This is a genomic window from Prosthecobacter fluviatilis, from assembly GCF_042655725.1.
In the GTDB taxonomy this organism is placed as follows: Bacteria; Verrucomicrobiota; Verrucomicrobiia; order Verrucomicrobiales; family Verrucomicrobiaceae; genus Prosthecobacter; species Prosthecobacter fluviatilis.
Map to the genome: position 1 here is coordinate 179,922 of NZ_JBHSMQ010000005.1, position 16,564 is coordinate 196,485.

At 59.8% G+C, this 16,564-nt stretch carries 15 protein-coding genes; 3 read left to right on the plus strand and 12 right to left on the minus strand.

The window, feature by feature from the left end; all coding sequences use genetic code 11:
• Positions 1 to 96: 96 nt before the first annotated feature.
• From ACFQDI_RS14845 to ACFQDI_RS14855, 3 genes are all read left to right on the plus strand, one after another.
• On the plus strand, positions 97 to 819 hold the full coding sequence (locus tag ACFQDI_RS14845; protein ID WP_377168091.1) for a sensor histidine kinase: 723 nt from the start codon (positions 97 to 99) through the stop codon (positions 817 to 819).
• 101 nt (positions 820 to 920) lie between these two features.
• The gene (locus tag ACFQDI_RS14850; RefSeq protein WP_377168093.1) at positions 921 to 1,634 is read left to right on the plus strand and encodes a hypothetical protein; all 714 of its coding nucleotides are present in this window, start codon (positions 921 to 923) and stop codon (positions 1,632 to 1,634) included.
• A 192-nt stretch (positions 1,635 to 1,826) separates the two neighbouring features.
• Positions 1,827 to 2,420, plus strand: coding sequence for a hypothetical protein (locus ACFQDI_RS14855; RefSeq protein ID WP_377168095.1), 594 nt, complete (start codon positions 1,827 to 1,829; stop codon positions 2,418 to 2,420).
• A 61-nt stretch (positions 2,421 to 2,481) separates the two neighbouring features.
• On the opposite strand, the gene rpmB is transcribed toward ACFQDI_RS14855, so the two are convergent.
• The 12 genes from rpmB to ACFQDI_RS14915 all read right to left on the minus strand — a co-directional run bounded on the left by rpmB (position 2,482) and on the right by ACFQDI_RS14915 (position 16,414).
• Complete coding sequence (gene rpmB / locus ACFQDI_RS14860; RefSeq protein ID WP_377168097.1) at positions 2,482 to 2,745, minus strand: 50S ribosomal protein L28; 264 nt, start codon at positions 2,743 to 2,745, stop codon at positions 2,482 to 2,484.
• A gap of 81 nt (positions 2,746 to 2,826) precedes the next feature.
• Positions 2,827 to 3,843, minus strand: a complete 1,017-nt coding sequence (locus ACFQDI_RS14865; protein WP_377168099.1) for a hypothetical protein — start codon at positions 3,841 to 3,843, stop codon at positions 2,827 to 2,829.
• A gap of 375 nt (positions 3,844 to 4,218) precedes the next feature.
• On the minus strand, positions 4,219 to 5,271 hold the full coding sequence (locus tag ACFQDI_RS14870) for an agmatine deiminase family protein (RefSeq protein ID WP_377168101.1): 1,053 nt from the start codon (positions 5,269 to 5,271) through the stop codon (positions 4,219 to 4,221).
• Positions 5,264 to 6,130, minus strand: a complete 867-nt coding sequence (locus ACFQDI_RS14875) for a carbon-nitrogen hydrolase (RefSeq protein WP_377168103.1) — start codon at positions 6,128 to 6,130, stop codon at positions 5,264 to 5,266. The genes ACFQDI_RS14870 and ACFQDI_RS14875 overlap by 8 nt, the downstream gene beginning before the upstream one ends.
• 103 nt (positions 6,131 to 6,233) lie before the next feature.
• Positions 6,234 to 6,644, minus strand: coding sequence for a DoxX family protein (locus ACFQDI_RS14880; protein WP_377168105.1), 411 nt, complete (start codon positions 6,642 to 6,644; stop codon positions 6,234 to 6,236).
• Positions 6,645 to 6,758: 114 nt separating this feature from the next.
• The gene (locus ACFQDI_RS14885; RefSeq protein ID WP_377168107.1) at positions 6,759 to 9,617 is read right to left on the minus strand and encodes a valine--tRNA ligase; all 2,859 of its coding nucleotides are present in this window, start codon (positions 9,615 to 9,617) and stop codon (positions 6,759 to 6,761) included.
• Positions 9,618 to 9,698: 81 nt separating this feature from the next.
• On the minus strand, positions 9,699 to 9,944 hold the full coding sequence (locus tag ACFQDI_RS14890) for a hypothetical protein (protein ID WP_377168109.1): 246 nt from the start codon (positions 9,942 to 9,944) through the stop codon (positions 9,699 to 9,701).
• Positions 9,941 to 10,402: a hypothetical protein gene (locus ACFQDI_RS14895; RefSeq protein ID WP_377168111.1), complete on the minus strand. Its 462-nt coding sequence runs from the start codon at positions 10,400 to 10,402 to the stop codon at positions 9,941 to 9,943. Before ACFQDI_RS14895 ends, ACFQDI_RS14890 begins: the two co-directional genes overlap by 4 nt.
• 41 nt (positions 10,403 to 10,443) lie before the next feature.
• A complete protein-coding gene (locus ACFQDI_RS14900; RefSeq protein ID WP_377168113.1) occupies positions 10,444 to 11,316 on the minus strand; it encodes an ABC transporter ATP-binding protein in 873 nt (290 codons plus the stop codon).
• A gap of 4 nt (positions 11,317 to 11,320) precedes the next feature.
• On the minus strand, positions 11,321 to 12,568 hold the full coding sequence (locus ACFQDI_RS14905) for an ABC transporter permease family protein (RefSeq protein ID WP_377168115.1): 1,248 nt from the start codon (positions 12,566 to 12,568) through the stop codon (positions 11,321 to 11,323).
• A gap of 62 nt (positions 12,569 to 12,630) precedes the next feature.
• Positions 12,631 to 14,751 (minus strand): ABC transporter substrate-binding protein, encoded by a 2,121-nt coding sequence (locus ACFQDI_RS14910; RefSeq protein WP_377168117.1) that lies wholly within the window; start codon positions 14,749 to 14,751, stop codon positions 12,631 to 12,633.
• Between the two features lie 46 nt (positions 14,752 to 14,797).
• Positions 14,798 to 16,414, minus strand: coding sequence for a formate--tetrahydrofolate ligase (locus ACFQDI_RS14915; protein WP_377168119.1), 1,617 nt, complete (start codon positions 16,412 to 16,414; stop codon positions 14,798 to 14,800).
• Positions 16,415 to 16,564: the final 150 nt, after the last annotated feature.

Sequence of the window (16,564 nt, forward strand, 5' to 3'; positions counted from 1 at the left end):
GTTTTTAGTCTCAAGGCAGACAAGAAGTCGCCAAATTCGCATTTACACCGCTGCCGCCCGACTGCATTACTCCGGCTGTCCACGCCCACTCCCGTCATGCAGTTTTATTTCCCTACGACCCTCAATCTCGGCCAAGAACACAGTGAAGGCTTTCATCAGGAACTGCTTCGGGGACTGACCCACAAGCTCAACAACCTCCTCGCCGTGATCCAGGGCTTCAGCAGCCTGATTCTGATGACGGACGATCTGGACCCGAGTGTCAGCGAAAACATGCAGCACATCCGTGAGGCTTCCGTGGGCGTGACCAATCTGAGTGAGCGCATACGCTCCGCCGGCGGCTGCGCCAAGATCACACCGCAGTCACTTGGCTTGAACGAATATCTGCCCGTCATTGAGGGAGCCGTGATGGAGCCATTCCAGAAAGAAGGCGTGCAGCTCGAAGCGGACGTGCAGGCCGGGCTGCCGCCGATCCTGGTGGATCCGACGAAGTTCAAAGACATCCTGACCGAGCTGCTCAAAAACGCGGCTGAAGCGGCCTCCAAAGGCGGTGGACGCTGCGCGCTGAAGATCTGCGGCCCTGGCACGATCACCCCCGCTGAGCAGCGCCGTGTGGACATTCTCGTGAGCAATACAGGCTCGCAGATCGCCCCGGAGAAGATTCAGGAGGTTTTCCGTCCGTTTCATGGGTCCAAGAACAGCAATCACCTCGGCCTGGGGCTGACGATTGCCGCGATGCTGAGCCATCAGATGAACATCCAGCTGGGAGTGGCCTCGGAGAACAACACGACCACTTTCTGGCTGAGCTGCCCGATGGTCTGAGCCTCGGGCTGAATGTTTTTTGAGATTTGACGTTTAATTTAGATGCAACGGCGGGCCGCCGTCGTTGTCATAGATGAACATCGCCTTTTGGGAGGTCTCTCATGAAACATTCCATTCTGTTAGCCGCATTGTTGCTCTGCACGCTCCCAGTCAGAGCTGCACCCAAAAATTACGGCACCATCACGACGCGTGACGGCAGGTCTTTCTACGAGTGCCAGGTGATGCACATCTATCCGGATGGGGTAACTTTCACCCACCGAAATGGCGCGGCCAAAATCCCTTTTGCCGATCTTCCAGAGAATCTCCACAATGAATTCCGCTATGACCCAAAAGCGGAAGCGGAGTATCAAAAGCAGCAGGCCTCACTGCGCAAAGCGGAGCAGGATCGCCGGAAGCAGCAGGAAATCGCCATGCAGGAAAAGCTCATGGAGGCCAAGATGGCCGAGGCAAGCTATCTGGCAACCGCCCGGCAGCTCGCAGCCACATCGTCTGCAGGCAACCAGCCGTCACCCGCGTGGGTGGGCACACCGATCACTGGACCGGCCGTGGGAGGTCGGTCCTATGGCAGTACCAGCTACTCAGGCTATGGCTATCCGCTGGGGTACTACGGTGGAGGGTATTATTCAAACGGAGGGTACTCCATCAATGGCTACGGTTACCCTTACGGCGGCTACTCATATGGTGGCTACCCCTATTACGGCGGGTGCTACGGAGCCAGCTACCGTCCTGTCATCAGCGGTCAATGGAACCTCGGCCATGGCATCCACATTGGCATAGGCGGCGGCTACTTCGGTGGCATGCACCACCACCGTTGAGAGATTACTTCGGCTATACGAAGCAATAAAAGATGGCATTGGCGGCATTTTGGAGTCAAATCCACAAATATTATGAAAACGTTCTCACTTCTGATTGTCACAATTCAATTGGGGATCGCGTTTGCGGCAACTGCATCGGAACCCACCACAATAGAAACGGCTCAGGGGAAAGTTTACGAACGTTGCAAAGTCATGAAGCGCGACCCCGATGGCGTGTCATTCTCCCACAGCAAGGGAGTTGCGAAGGTGCTGTTTTCAGACCTGTCTGAACCGATGCGCAACGCCTTGGGATATGACGCCGTCAAAGCAGATGCCTATGAGAGAGAACAGGCCGAATCACGCAAGGCTGCCGCACAGGCACGGCGTGAACATGCCACCAAGCTGGCTGAGGCCATGATCGCCGCGCAGGCCAAATATGCCTCGCAGCAGCCAGTGGTTTACCTGCAGCAGGACAATGGTGGTTACATGCGCAGCCTTGCGCCCGTGCTGGGCTTGGGGCAGATCGGAACCTTTTTCGGCGGCGGCCACTACGGCCACGGCAGACCGCAGCCGCGCGGCTGGAGCAATCCAGGCATCACTTCGATCGGAGCGGGCAGCGGTGGCGTCTATGTCCCCCAGGGCAACGGCAACACTTTTTACGGCTTTCCTGGCGTCAGCTACAGTCCGACCTTGGGTTACACGGATGCAAACAACAACCTGCCCGTCTTCTTTGGGCAGCCCCATTCGGCAGTAGTTCCAGGTGTAGCAATACCCGGCGGTACGACAGTGCCCTCGCCTCATCGTTAAATAACAAAAGCGGGCCCCGGAAAGAGGCCCGCTTTAAAAGAGAAAATGAACTTCAGCCTGATTAGATCAGGCCGGCCTTCTTCAGCGTGACGTAGGCGCCGTTCTTGTCGAGCGTCTTGAGAGCTCGTGCGGTCAGCTTCACTTCCACGAACTTGTTGAGCTCAGGAACGAAGATACGCTTGCTGCGCAGATTCGGCAGGATCACACGCTTCACACGCTTGGTGATGTGACGACCAATACCGCCTTCTTTCTTGGCCTTACCGCTGCGATGGATGTGGTGGCCGCGAGTAACGCCGACGCCGGTGATTTGACAGATGGTAGCCATGGTGAGTACTGGGAAAAAATTTGGGGTCGCGATACTAGCCGAGGACTGGCAGGCGTCAACCAAAAGTCCGCTTTTCGTCCGTCATCGTCCAGGCCGCCCTACCATCAGGCTGGTCGTTTGTGGGTTCATCAGGTAGCCGATGCCGAAATTCAGCGGCTTCACGGGGTAGCGACCGGAGGAATATGCTGCGATCAGATCCGGCTGCTGGCAGCCGGGAAAAAGGCTCAACGTTCCTTGATAATTGCCATAGAGCCAGAGATTCCACCCATAGCGGCTGAACTCCCGGTAGGGTACCCCCGAGGGATCTTGCACGATGGCGCTGCCGTGGCGCAGCAGGTAATCCCGGATGTTGGAAAAACCGCTTTCATGCATGAGGTAGGAGGCGCTTTTCAGGAACACTGGGACCCGCCCCAGACGGGAGACAAAAGTCAGAAACGGGCCGCCAGCACTCACGCCGCTGTTGGAAAGGTCCTGCCGGAAATAGAACACCCTTTTGGATGACCCAAAGCCACTCCGGCAGCGGATCATGAGGCCTGTGTTCCCCGAAGAGCCGGACAGCGTGACATTGCCAGCACCATCCAGACGCACAGTATCCACAGACTCCACGGTGTGACCTGTGCGGGCCATGAATGCCATCAGCAGCGGGAGCACACCACGGAACCGGGTGGCCTGCAGATTGCTGCGCATCTCCGTGGTGATGAAGTAACCGCTCTGCATGATGGTTGAGACGGCGTTGCGCAGGCCGGTGAGGCCCGAATCAATCTCTGCCTGGGACAGGTCACTCAGCCGTGGCAGGGGTTCCGCGGGTTCCAGACCACAGAGGACATAGGTCTCCGCCGCAGGGAACAGGGCGCTGGCAAAGAGGAAATCAGGCCCGCTGAAGGGATAGAACATGGCATTCGCATTTTTGATGTCGCCAATCTCTTCACTGGCCCATGCCTGCAGGGGGCCGCGTCGGGCATTCTGATGGGTCGCCCACAGGCTGTCCATGCGCAGCCTGTGCGCAGCCAGAGCCGCTGTCTGGTTGTAGGAAGAATCCATTCCGGCAAACAGCCGGGCGATGTCATTGATCGAACCTGCCTGCGTCGGCACATTCATGGACACAGCACCGTTGTAGAGCGGGGTATTGCCCGCGCTCTCAGCCCGTTTTACGTTCCCCCCACCTAGAGCATCCAGCACAGAACTCCACTGGCTGACCCGGTTGGCGGCAGAGTAATTTTTAAAAGCCTCTTCAGGCAGAGCACATGCCACGAGCAGCAGGAGCGCCGACAGTCCTCCCATCACCCGGAAAAAAATGGAGACATCACGATTTCGCAGAGCCGTCATACAACGGCAAAGGTACCAAACCGGAAATAAGCTCCAAGTAAGTCTTTTTAAAGACCCACGGGTTTATTTTTAAATTTATACGTTCTTTATAAAAATTCAGCGCCACTGTTAAGCGGCGCTGAATAATCAAGGCAGATGAAAGCCGTTTTACTTCGGCTGATGCATGCTGATGCAGTGGAAAGCACCACCTTCAGTGACGAGATCCTTGGCCATCATCGAGATGATTTCACGGCCTGGGAAGCACTCAGAGATCTTGTCTTCCGCAGCGGCGTCCTTCTTCTTGTGACCGAAGAGCGGGACGAGCACGGCATTGTTCATGATCATGAAGTTCGCGTAGCTGGCCGGCAGGCGGCTGAGGCGCCAGTCCTTCATTTCGATGGCCTGGGGCATCTCGATTTCAATGATCTCCAGCTTGCCTCCATCGGGAGCTTTCACGTCATCGAGACGTTCGCGAATTTCTTTGAGCACGCGGTGGTTCGGGTCGGAATCACGAGGCTCGACCATGCAGATCACCGCGTCTTCGCGGATGAAACGCACGATGTCGTCGATGTGGCCGTCGGTGTCATCGCCTTCGATGCCCTTCTTGAACCAGACGATGTCCTTCACGCCGAGCATGGCTTTGAGTTCCTTTTCGACCTCGGCCTTGTTGCCGGGCTTGCCGCCGTGGCGGTTCGGATTGAGCAGCACGGCTTCCGTGGTGAGGAGGGTGCCTTTGCCGTTGGTTTCGATGGCACCGCCTTCAAGGATCATGTTCGAGGTGAAACGCTCCATCTTCAGGGCTGCCGCAGCCTTCTCTGGGATGCCGTTGTCCAGATCCCACGGCGGGAACTTGCCTCCCCAGGCGTTGAATTCCCAGTCGGTGATGGCCACCTTGCCAGTCTCGTTATGCTTGATGAAAATGGGGCCATGGTCGCGGCACCAGACGTCATTGGTGGGGTGCTCGTAGAGATCCACCTGGCTGAGATCGCCTTCATTGTCTGCGATGCTGAGGCGGATGTTCATGTGGCTGAGCATCGGTGCATTGATACGCACGCGTTCGTAGCGGGAAATGACGCTGGCGATCTCACCAAACTTGTCCTGCAGCTTATGATAGGTCTTGGGGCAGCTTTCCTTGTTGGAAGGCCAGGAAAGCCAGATCGCCTCCTGCGGCTCAAATTCTGCGGGCAGACGGTAGTTTTGGGGATAGGAGGCTTTACTCATCGATGTAGCGTTTGGTCAGGGGAGCGTAGGTGTCAATGCGACGATCACGGAAAAAAGGCCAGATACGGCGGAAATCTTCCACCGCTGAAAGGTCACATGGCACGATCAAAATCTCTTCATCGCTCACGGAGGCCTTTGCAACGATTTCTCCATACGGATTTGCAACGAAGCTCTGTCCCCAAAATTCACTTTGCTGCTCGGTTCCTACCCGGTTCACAGCAGCCAGGTAGCAGCCATTTGCCACCGCATGTCCGCGCTGCACGGTCTCCCAGGCGCAGTGCTGGGCGGCTCCCAAGGCGGCCTTTTCGCTGGGCAGCCAGCCGATGGCGGTGGGGTAGAAGAGGATTTCCGCCCCCATCAGCGCCGTGAGGCGGGCGGCCTCAGGGTACCACTGGTCCCAGCAAATCAGAACGCCGATGCGGCCAAACTTCGTATCCCACACGCGGTAGCCCAGGTCTCCGGGGGTGAAGTAAAACTTCTCCTCAAAGCCGGGGTCCTGAGGAATGTGCATCTTGCGGTACTTGCCCAGTACGGTGCCGTCGGCGTCGATCACCGCCGCCGTGTTGTGGTAGAGGCCGGGGCCGCGCTTTTCGAAGAGGGGGACGATGATGACGACGCCGAGCTCCTTGGCCAGCGGGGCCAGCCGGTCGGTGGTAGGGCCAGGAACGGGCTCGGCCAGATTAAACAGCTCCGTGTCCTGAGTGATGCAGAAATAGGGGGTGTTGAAGAGCTCCTGCAGGCACACGATCTGCGCGCCACGGGCCGCTGCATCCCGGATGAGCCGCTCATGCTGCTGCACACTTTCTTCCTTGCTTGAAAAGGCCCGGCTTTGCACCAGACCGAGGGTAACCTTTGCCATAAGACGCGAACCGTTCACCGCTCACGCGATGAATGCAAGAAAAGCTATGGGTACAAAAATGGCCCGGCAGCCTGTGCGCCTGGCCCGTGTGATCCAACCCCACTCAGGCGCGGTCCACGGAAAATTTACCCGCGCCGGTAAAGAGCAGCGTCACGTAGGCGATAAGGTACACCATCGCCAACTCGCCAGACCCAGGACCGGCCACCAGGCTGGCCTGATGCACCTTGAAAAAGGCGACTCCCATGGTGACGGCGAGCATCAGCGCCGCAAGGCGGGTGAAAAGACCAGCGATCAACAATGCCGAGCACACGACCTCAGCGAAGACGGCCAGACCGAGATTCACATTCGCGGGAAGTCCAAACAAAGCAGGAAATTTTTCCACCGTGGACGAGAAGTTCATCATCTTTCCGCGACCATGCAGCATCAGCATGGAGAGGCCGACAGCCACACGCAGCAGGAGCAGTCCGAAATCGGTCGATTTCGGCAGGAATGGCAGTTTCAGGAGCTTGAGCATACGTATTTGGGGTCAGGGTGGCAGATAGGTGCCGGAGCTTGATCATGCCCCGGCCCTGCCGACAAGATAAAAGTTGGTCTCAAAACAGGCTGAAGCCCGCACTGCGGACACAAATCACCCCAACGCGGCCATCATTTCCTTCAGCTTCGCCAGTTTTTCCTGCCAGTCGGTTTTGCGCTGCTGGTGCTCGTCGAGCACCTTTTGCGGAACCTTGGAGGTGAACTTTTCGTCGGCGAGTTTGGCGGTGACCTTTTCCAATTCGGATTCGGCTTTGGCGACTTCCTTGCCGATGCGGGCGCGCTCGGCTTCGACGTCGATGAGGCCATCGAGGGGGAGGAAGAGGGTGCCGAGCGGGGTGAGGGCGCTGGGGGTGCCTTGGGTGGGAGCGAAGGCGGCATCCACATCGAGAGGCTCGGCATTGAGGAGGATGCGGAGGACTTCGATTTCGTGGGCGGGGAGTTCCGTGTTCGGCTTGAGGACGAAGCGGACGCGCTTGTTGATGTTGAAGGTGCTCTTGAGGCCGCGGCCGAGATTGACGGCTTCGTATTTGTCGTTCGCGGTCTTTTCGTCCTCGGGGAGGATGCCGAAGTAGGCGAGTTCATCGGCATCGAGAGGCTTGGGCCATTTGGCGAACATGATGCTGTTGCCGCCCTGGTCTGCGGGCAGGTCGGCATTGAAGGCCATGCCGTGCCAGAGCTCTTCGGTGATGAAGGGCATGAAGGGATGGAAAAGGCGCAGGGTGTTGCTGAGGACGAAGTCGATGACCGCCAACGTGTTGGCCTTGCGTTTGTCGTCGGTGCCTTGGAGCACGGCTTTGGAGGCCTCGATGTACCAGTCGCAGTACTCGCTCCAGAAGAAGCGGTAGAGGGTGGCGGTGGCGTCGCTGAAGCGGTAGTCTTCGAGGGCGGCGGTGACCTCCGTGATTGCGGTGTTGAGGCGAAGGAGGATCCACTTGTCGTCGCTGCTGAGGAGGGCGGCGCTGATCTCTGTTTCGGTTTCGCCACCCTGCATCTGGCGGAAGCGGGCGGCGTTCCAGAGCTTGGTGCAGAAGTTGCGGCCGAGCTCGACGTTCTTTTCGTCGAAGCAGATGTCCTGACCCAGCGGAGCGCTGCGCATGATGCCGAAGCGGAGGGCGTCTGCGCTGAAGCTGGCGATGAGCTCCAGAGGGTCGGGGGAGTTGCCGAGGGACTTCGACATTTTGCGACCTTGTTTGTCGCGGATGATGCCGGTGAAATAGACGTTCTTGAAGGGGAGCTCGCCCATCCATTCGAAGCCGGCCATGATCATGCGGGCGACCCAGAAGAAGATGATGTCCGGGCCGGTGACGAGGTCGGTGGTGGGGTAGAAGGCTTTGAGCGTGGCGGTTTTTTCCGGCCAGCCCATGGTGGCGAAGGGCCAGAGCCAGGAGGAGAACCAAGTGTCGAGGACGTCGGGGTCCTGGGTGAAGCCCATTGCCGACAACTGTCTTCCGATTTCTTCAGAGTCCGTCGCGATTTCAGTAACACCATTATCTTCGTCAACTTGACGCCATGTCAGATAACACATTTCAGCAGGCTTGTCGCCCATTGCCCAAGGCGTTTCCAACGGCTTGTCCCAAATGATATTATTCCATGAGTATTGGCGCTGATGCGTTAGCGATGCCTCGTCTTGAGGGCCGAATCCATGTGTGAGTTGATCAGTTTTCTTGAAAGTCTTGCTCCACACGGGAATGCGGTGGCCCCACCAGACCTGGCGGCTGATGCACCAGTCTTGGAGGCCAGTCATCCAGTGGTCGTAGGTTTTGGCCCAGCGTTCGGGGTGGAATTTCATCTCGCCATTGGCGACGACTTCCTGGGATTCTTTGACGCTGGGGTATTTGAGGAACCACTGCTCGCTGAGGCGTGACTCGATGGGGACGTCGGCGCGCTCGGAGAAGCCGAGGTTGTTTTGATAGGGCTCTTCTTTGACGAGGCTGCCGATTTCGGTGAGGAGCTCGGCGGCGCGTTTGCGCGCGGCGAAGCGTTCCATGCCGGCGAGGTCTTTGCCAGCGAGGTCATTGAGCACGCCGTTCGGGTGCATGACGTCGATGACGGGCAGGCTGTGGCGCTGGCCGATTTCGAAGTCGGCCTTGTCGTGCGCGGGGGTGACCTTGAGGACGCCGGTGCCGAAGGTGAAATCGACGTGCTCATCCGCGATGATGGGGAGGAGTGCCTGGTTTTCGACGGGGAGCGGACGGCGGATGTGCTTGCCGATGAGATGGGTGTAGCGCTCGTCCTTGGGATTCACGGCGATGGCGGTGTCTCCAGGAATGACTTCGGGGCGGGTGGTGGCGATGGTGAGCCAGGTGCCGGGTTCTTCGACCACTTCGACTTTGAAGTGGTACATGATGGCGTTCTGCGGCTTCATGACGACCTCCTCATCACTCAGCGCGGTAAGGGAGGAGGGGCACCAGTTCACCATGCGTTTGCCACGGTAGATGAGGCCTTTTTTGTAGAGATCGACGAACACGCGCATGACGCAGGCGTTGTAGTCGTCGTCAAAGGTGAAGCGCTCGCGGGACCAGTCGCAGGAGGCGCCGAGTTTTTTGAGCTGTTCGATGATGATGCCGCCGTGCTTTTCCTTCCACTCCCAGATTTTGGCGACGAGGGCTTCGCGGCCGAGGTCGTCGCGGTGCTTGATGACGCCCTGCTTTTTGAGGGTTTTTTCGACGACGTTTTGCGTGGCGATGCCAGCGTGGTCGGTGCCGGGGAGCCAGAGCACTTCCTTGCCCAGCATGCGGGCGCGGCGAGCCAGGATGTCCTGGATGGTGTTGTTCAGCACGTGGCCGAGGGTGAGGATGCCCGTCACATTCGGCGGCGGGATGACGATGGAGTAGGCCGGGCGGGCCGCGCTCACACGAGCGGGGTCGGCTTCAAAGCATTTGTCATCCAGCCAGCGCTGATACCAGCGGGCTTCGACTTCCGCGGGCGTGTAGGTCTTGTCGAGTTCGGGCATAAAGGGCGGCCAAGATGGGGGAAAGCGGCCGCTTTGCAAATGGGGAGGCGCGTCCAATCCGCCACAAAACCGCCGGCCCGGTCAGCGCATGGGCATGGAAAGCGGTCCCACCGGGGGCATTTCAGGCCGGGGATCGCGGATATTGTCAGGCACCGTATGAGTCCGGCGGGCCTCTTCTTCCATTTCCCGCTCAGTTTTAGGCGGCGATTTGTCTGACAGAACGCCGCAGCCCGATAAAAGGACTGCGATCAGGAGCAGGGGCAGGATAGGTGCTGGTTTCATGGTGGAAGTCGGGATGAAGTTGAAACACAGGCAGACTTTGATCATTTGGGAAGCCGGGCGTTCAAATCATCCACGTACTTCCGATCCTCCGCGCTCAGCCTTGTGAGCGGTACTTCCAAAGGTTTCTGGTTCACCAGCAGGCGGATTTTGCCCTCGCGTATGAGGGTGGGCTTTTCGGGCATCTTGGGCGGAGGAGCCTTGCCTGCGGCCTCCTTGGCGGCAGCGGGATTGGCGGCGTCAAATTCGATCACCGCATCTTCAAAGATGATAATGGCGCCGAGCAGCGATTTCCCATCCGTGCTTTTCCACTGCCGGGAATCTCCGAGCATGAAGTAGGAGGTAAGCCGGGTCTTCGTCGGAGCCGGGGGTCTGGTGACAGCTCCAACACTCACTCCGCCACTGCCGCTGATGGTGCGGGAGTCAAACTTCTTTCCTGTGGCTGGCAGCACCACTTGAGCACAGACGGGCATCGCTACCGCACTGAGGATGAGCCAGAATCTCATGCCTTCAGGCTACATGACCGTCACATGGGGTGCAATGCTGATTATGCGTCCAGCTCGGCGTAGTCGATGGACTTCAGCCTGGGCTGCTTGGGGCCCATGCGCGGCACACATGCCAGCAGCGCCTTGGTGTAGGCGTGCTTCGGATTGCGCAGGACTTCGTCCACCGGGCCGGTCTCCACGATCTTGCCCCGAAACATCACGGCCACGCGGTCCACCACGCTGCGGATGATGCCCAGGTTGTGTGTGATGAGGATGATGCTCATGTCGAGATCCCGGCGGAGCTCGGCCAACAGGTCCATGATCTGCTTCTGGATGGTGACATCCAGCGCCGTGGTGGGCTCGTCGGCAATGAGCAGCTTTGGCTGCGTACACAGTGCCATCGCAATCATCACGCGCTGCTGCATCCCGCCGCTGAGCTCATGGGGGTAGGCGTTGAGGCGCTTGCGTGAGTCCACGATGCCCACCTTGTCCAGCCACTTCACGATTTCATCATCGCGCCCCGCCTTGCTGACATCGGGACGATGGAGCGCCAGTGCCTCGCCGATCTGCGTGCGGATGGTCAGCACCGGGTTGAGCGATGTCGTCGGCTCCTGGAAAATGTAGGCGATCTCCTTGCCGCGGATGGCTCGGAGCTCGCGCTCGTTCATTTCGAGGATTTCGTGACCGTTGAGCGTCATCTGCCGTGCAGAAATGCTGGCGGGGGGCTCGGGCAGGAGACGGGCAAATGAAAGTGCCGTGGCGCTTTTGCCGCTGCCACTCTCACCGACGAGAGCGATGGACTCACCTTTCTTGAGTTCAAGATTGATGCCTTTGACGGCCTTCGCAGGTTCAGCATCATGACGGCTGAACTCGATCTGCAAGTCGCGGATGCAGAGCAGCAAGGAGTCTTTGGAGGAGGAGGCTTCGGCGGACATGGGCTCAGGAGGAGAGTCGTGGTTGTACGATGCGGCTGACTTGGATCAAACACAAGGCGGCAAGAGCGATGCAGGCGCCGGACTGGAGCAGCGCGGTGGGATCTGCCAGGGTCTGCATGGCAGACTGCGCCGAGGCGACGGCTAGGGGACGGTAAAGTCTGGCGAGAGGCGCGCTCAAGGAATCGATCAAGCGGGGTAGCAGGGCGCAGGCGGCGGCCATGGCCAGCAGGGTGTGTGCAAGCACGGTGCACAGCCAGGCGGTGAGCATGCGAAAGAGGACGGACGCGATGTGAGTGCGCCAGATCATGGAGTCTGTAGCGCCACAGACGCGGGCAGCCTCGACGGGCAGTTCTGCCTCGATACGATTCCAGGTCTGATGCCAGCCGGTGCTGCCGGAGAGGAGGACGGCCGTCCAGAGAATGAACCATGCGATGAAGGAGGAAGGCAGCAGCGCGAGCAGGCCGAGCGCCCAGAGGAGCCATGGCTGCCATGCCAGCGTGGCCACGAAGCCGGAGGTGGATTTCAGCCTGCCGGGCAGCAGGCACAGAGCTGTGCAAAGGAGCGCGAGCATGGCTCCAGCGGTGACGAATCCCAGGGCGATGCCGGGGGCATCGCCAGCACGGAGGCTCTGGGCCATCCATTCCCCCCAGCCGATGAAGTGAAGGGCGTCTTCGATGATGATGAGATAAACGGGCGCGATGAGGCAGAGGAACTGCAGGCGCACCCGCAGCAAGGGCCGCAACTGGCTGAGATGATGAAGCCACAGCCGCGATGCTTTGGGGACACCGCGAGCACGCAGCGAGAAATCGAGATCCAGAACGGCGCTGCCATTCATGATGACGGCGTGAATCATTTCACCACACAGCGGCAGAGCCAGAACAAGTGCGGGAGCCAGATACTCCCAAAGGGCGTGTGCGAGCAGCACCTGCCGGGAGTCCTCACCGTCCGGGAACTGCGCCGGCATCAGGGATTCGACCGGCCAGCCAAAGCGGCCGATCCAGCCGCTGATGAAACCCCAGACCAGAACCACCACGGGCACACACGCAAGCGCACGGCCCAGCAGCGCGATGAAGCGCTCCATGCGCGGGCCCATTTGCCGGGCGCACAGGCCGATGAAGACGCCAATGCACAGCGCCAGCAGAAGGGCGATGGCAATCACGATGAGGCTGGAGCCACAGCGAGCCCAGAAGCTCGCTGATGGCACCACCGGGAAGTGGCGCTTGAAGAGCAGCATCAGAGCTGCAGGGATCATGCCGCCGAGCAGGAGGCGTGCTGGCAGCCAATGCGGCGGCAATGAGAATGGCTGCAGACTCATCATTCCGGGAGACGCATTTGGAGTTTGCTGATGGGGTCCGCCGGCGTTTTGGGCCGCTGGATTTCAGGCTCTTCCTCACGGGAGCGGAGCTTGAGCTGAAGCGCTGGAGCAGGCGGCGTGTGCCTTGCCGGAAGCATGAGACTTTGCAGCGTCCAGCCGGAGACAGGGCCGCCCGTGGCACCTTGCGCCCGGAGGCCCGGCATGGCGGCGGCTTCGTCATGAGTGGTGAACAAGGTGAGCATGGGATGCAGGGGAAGCAGCCTGGATTCCAGCTCCCGCACGCGTTTGGGCACCTGATCAGGATCGAATTCTGCAGAGAGAGCTTCGAGGATGAGGTCGATCTGCGGATCCGCAATGCCGCAGAAATTGCTGCCTCCGGTTTTGGCCTGTGAGGAATGCCACCATGGGAGCTGATCCCAGGAAACCTCGAAGCGCTGATCCAGCAGCACGGCGTCAAAGCGATGCTCATGCAGACGCTGAGAGAGAGATTGTGCGTCTGCGACGTGCTCGATCTTCACTTCGGCTCCGAGCTGCCGCCACTGGGCCACGAGCAAGTCTGCCGTACGCATGTGCAGAGCGTCGCTGCCGGGAACGAGCAGCGTGAACTTGAACGGATGCTCCACTGTGCGTGCGACACCTTTGTCATCACGCTTCCAGCCCGCCTCAGCGAGAATGTGACGCGCCTGCTCCAGCTGAAACGGAGGGCTTTTTGCGCGGGTGCTGAACCAGAGGCCGGGGGCGAACAGGCTGGCATCCACATGCCCCAGGCGCCCTGGCAGGGTGCGGATGAGCTCTTCAGTGTCCGTGGCCAAGGCAAGGGCTTCACGGCAGCGCTCATGCTGCAAAACTTGATGCCGGGTGTTCCACAGCACGACCAGGCGCTGCCGAGGCGGAGTGAAGCGCAGCCGTTCCAATTGCGTACGATCAGCCGCAGGCCATACCAGATCCACGGTATGAGTGCGCATGCCGATCTGCGTCATCAACGGAGAGGCGGAAAAGTTGAACAAGAATCCCGGCATGGATTTGTCCGCCTGCGCGGGCTTGAGCAGAAGCGAACGAGGGTCCCGCAAGGCGATGCGATGCGTGCCAGCCCCCGGTGGTGCATGCTGCGCGAAATCAGACTCGTGCGCTGCAGGATGAGCACGCAGCCAGGCGGCGGGCAGGATGGGCAGATTGACGAACACGCAGAGAGCGGTGCCCTGACGCCGACGGAACGACACGTGCAGACGGGCACCTTTGTTCTGAGATTCGATGGTCTGGATGTTGCTGAGGGCTTCACGATTTGGCAGTGGCCAGTCGTTGGCTCGGAGGAATTCGAGGGTCGCCTTGGCATCATCCGCCGTCGCGGGTTTGCCATCATGCCAGAGCTGTCCGGGACGGATGTCGAGGTCGAGCACGGGCTCGCTCAGGGCACCGACTTCCGCGAGCGGATTGATGGAAGCGGGTTCTTTTTCCCCGGCATCGAGGAAACGATGCAGGTCTTCAAGCAGGCGGTGGGAATCCCCCGCCACGACGATCTCACAAGCATTTGCCCCATCGAACCAGACGCGCTGGATCAGTCCCGCCTGCGAGGATCCGGCCATGAAGCGGTCCCACGACTGGCGCAGCGGAGTGCGGCGCTCGATTCGCCAGAACACGACCGGTTTAAGGTCCAGCCCGGCGACGACTTCAAAGGCCTGACGGACACCGGCGGAGTTGGGCTCCGAGAAACTGAGCAGGAGCCGGTTTTGCAGGACGCGGGCCGAGCTGAGATGCCACTCAGCCCAGCGGTTTTTTTCACCGATCTGGGCCTGAACCAGCTCCTGCGCGCGTTTGGCAGTGGCTTCATCCGCAAACCAGCAGGTCACGTCCTGCGTCCATCGCCAGAACTCTGCGAGAGCCGGCTGCAAGGTGCCGTCCGAGCCCAGCCGGATGAGGGGCTCATGCACCAGATCCGTGATCTCACGTTCGACTTCAGTCAATGGGAGGAAAGGATTTAGGACCGGCTCGCCTTGTGTCAGCATCACGACCACCCCGCCTTTGCGGTCCATGCGGCTTTGTCTGGACACATGCACCGCCCACGCAGCCACCGCTGCCACAAGCAGCGGAAAACCTATGATGAACGTGCGGGCCAGGATCATGCGCAGTACCAAGCTAGAGCTTGCGCCCCATGACGGCAAGACATCGCTAGATGCCGCTCATGATGCCGTCGTCCGTGACCTGTATGCGCTCGGCTGCCGGCACCTTCGGCAGGGCGGGCATGCGCATCATCGTACCAGTCAGAGCGACGAGGAATCCGGCGCCGTTGGCAATTTCAAAATCACGCACCGTGATGACGAAGCCGCGCGGGCGCCCGCGTTTTTTCGCATCGTCTGAAAGTGAGTCCTGCGTCTTGGCCATGCAAAGCGGCAGTTTGTCGAAACCGCTGCGGGCAAACAGCGCCAGCTTGGCCTTCGCTTCATCGGTAAGCACCACGCCGTCGGCTCCGTAGATCTTGGTGGCGATGGCGGTGAGCTTGGTTTCGACGCTGTCGTCTGGCTGATACAGGAACGGCAGCTTCGGGGTTTCCGGCGGGAGGGCAGCCATCACTTTTTCGGCAAGCTGGAGGGCTCCAGAGCCCCCATCCCCAAACACATTGGCGGTAGCGCTGGGAACGCCCCGTGAACGGCAGAACTCATGAACCAGCGCAAGCTCGTCAGGGTGATCATTGGCAAACTGATTGATAGCGACGATCACGGGACGCTGGAACTGGGCGGCGCTGTCGAGGTGCGCCGCAAGATTTTCCAGCCCCCGCTCCAAGGCGGCGGTATCAGTCTGAGTGAGCTGGTCCAAGGGCACGCCGCCATGCATCTTGAGAGCTCGCACCGTGGCCACGATGACAATGGCCGCAGGGGCCAGGCCGCTCTGCCGGCACTTGATGTGCATGAATTTTTCCCCACCGAGATCGAACGCGAATCCGGCCTCCGTCACTGCATAGTCGGCATGGGCCAGCGCCATGCGCGTGGCCAGCACGGAATTGCAGCCATGGGCGATGTTGGCAAACGGTCCGCCATGCACAAAGGCGGGAACGCCTTCAACGCTCTGCACCAGATTCGGCGGCAGCGCCTCCCGCAGCAGCGCCAGCATGGCGCCCGTGACGCGGAATTCCTTGGCATAGACAGGATCTCCTTCGGCAGTAAACCCGACCACGATGCGCTCAAGCCGGCGGCGCAGATCCGGAAGCGATTCAGCAAGGCACATGATGGCCATGATTTCAGAGGCTGCGGTGATGTCAAAACCCGTGGCACGCTCCGTGGGCTTGCCCACGGCGGTACGCACACTGCGCAGGGCACGGTCGTTCATGTCCATGACACGTTTCCAGAGCACGTGCTCGGGCGAGAGCCGCGTCTCACCCAGAAAAAGCTGGTTGTCGATGACGGCCGAAAGCAGGTTGTGAGCGCAGGTGATGGCATGAAAATCCCCCGTGAAGTGCAGGTTGATGGAGTGCGCGGGCAGCACGGTGCTTTTCCCGCCCCCCGTTGCGCCGCCTTTGCGGCCAAACACTGGCCCCATCGAGGGCTGACGCAGCGCCAGAGCTACGCTCTGCCCTGCCTTTTTCAGCCCCTGTGCCAGACCGATGGAGACGGTTGTCTTGCCCTCTCCGGCAGGCGTCGGGGTAATGGCGGAGACCAGGATCAGCCTCCCCCGCTGCGGCTTGTCTTTCAGCGCCTGAAGGCTGATCTTCGCCATTTGGCGTCCGTGGAGAATGAGATGCTCAGGCGCAATGCCTAGTGCGGCGGCGAGGGGAGAGATGTCCGGATGCATGCGGGATGGAGGCGTGAAGAATGGCAAGGCCTGAGATGAAGCAAAGGCTTTTCCAGAATCAAAATGGATTGTTCCCCTTGCTCAAGAATGGAGAAAAGAACCGCAGTCTTGTCTTCAAACAACCGCTGATATAAAACAGCGCCCGCCAAG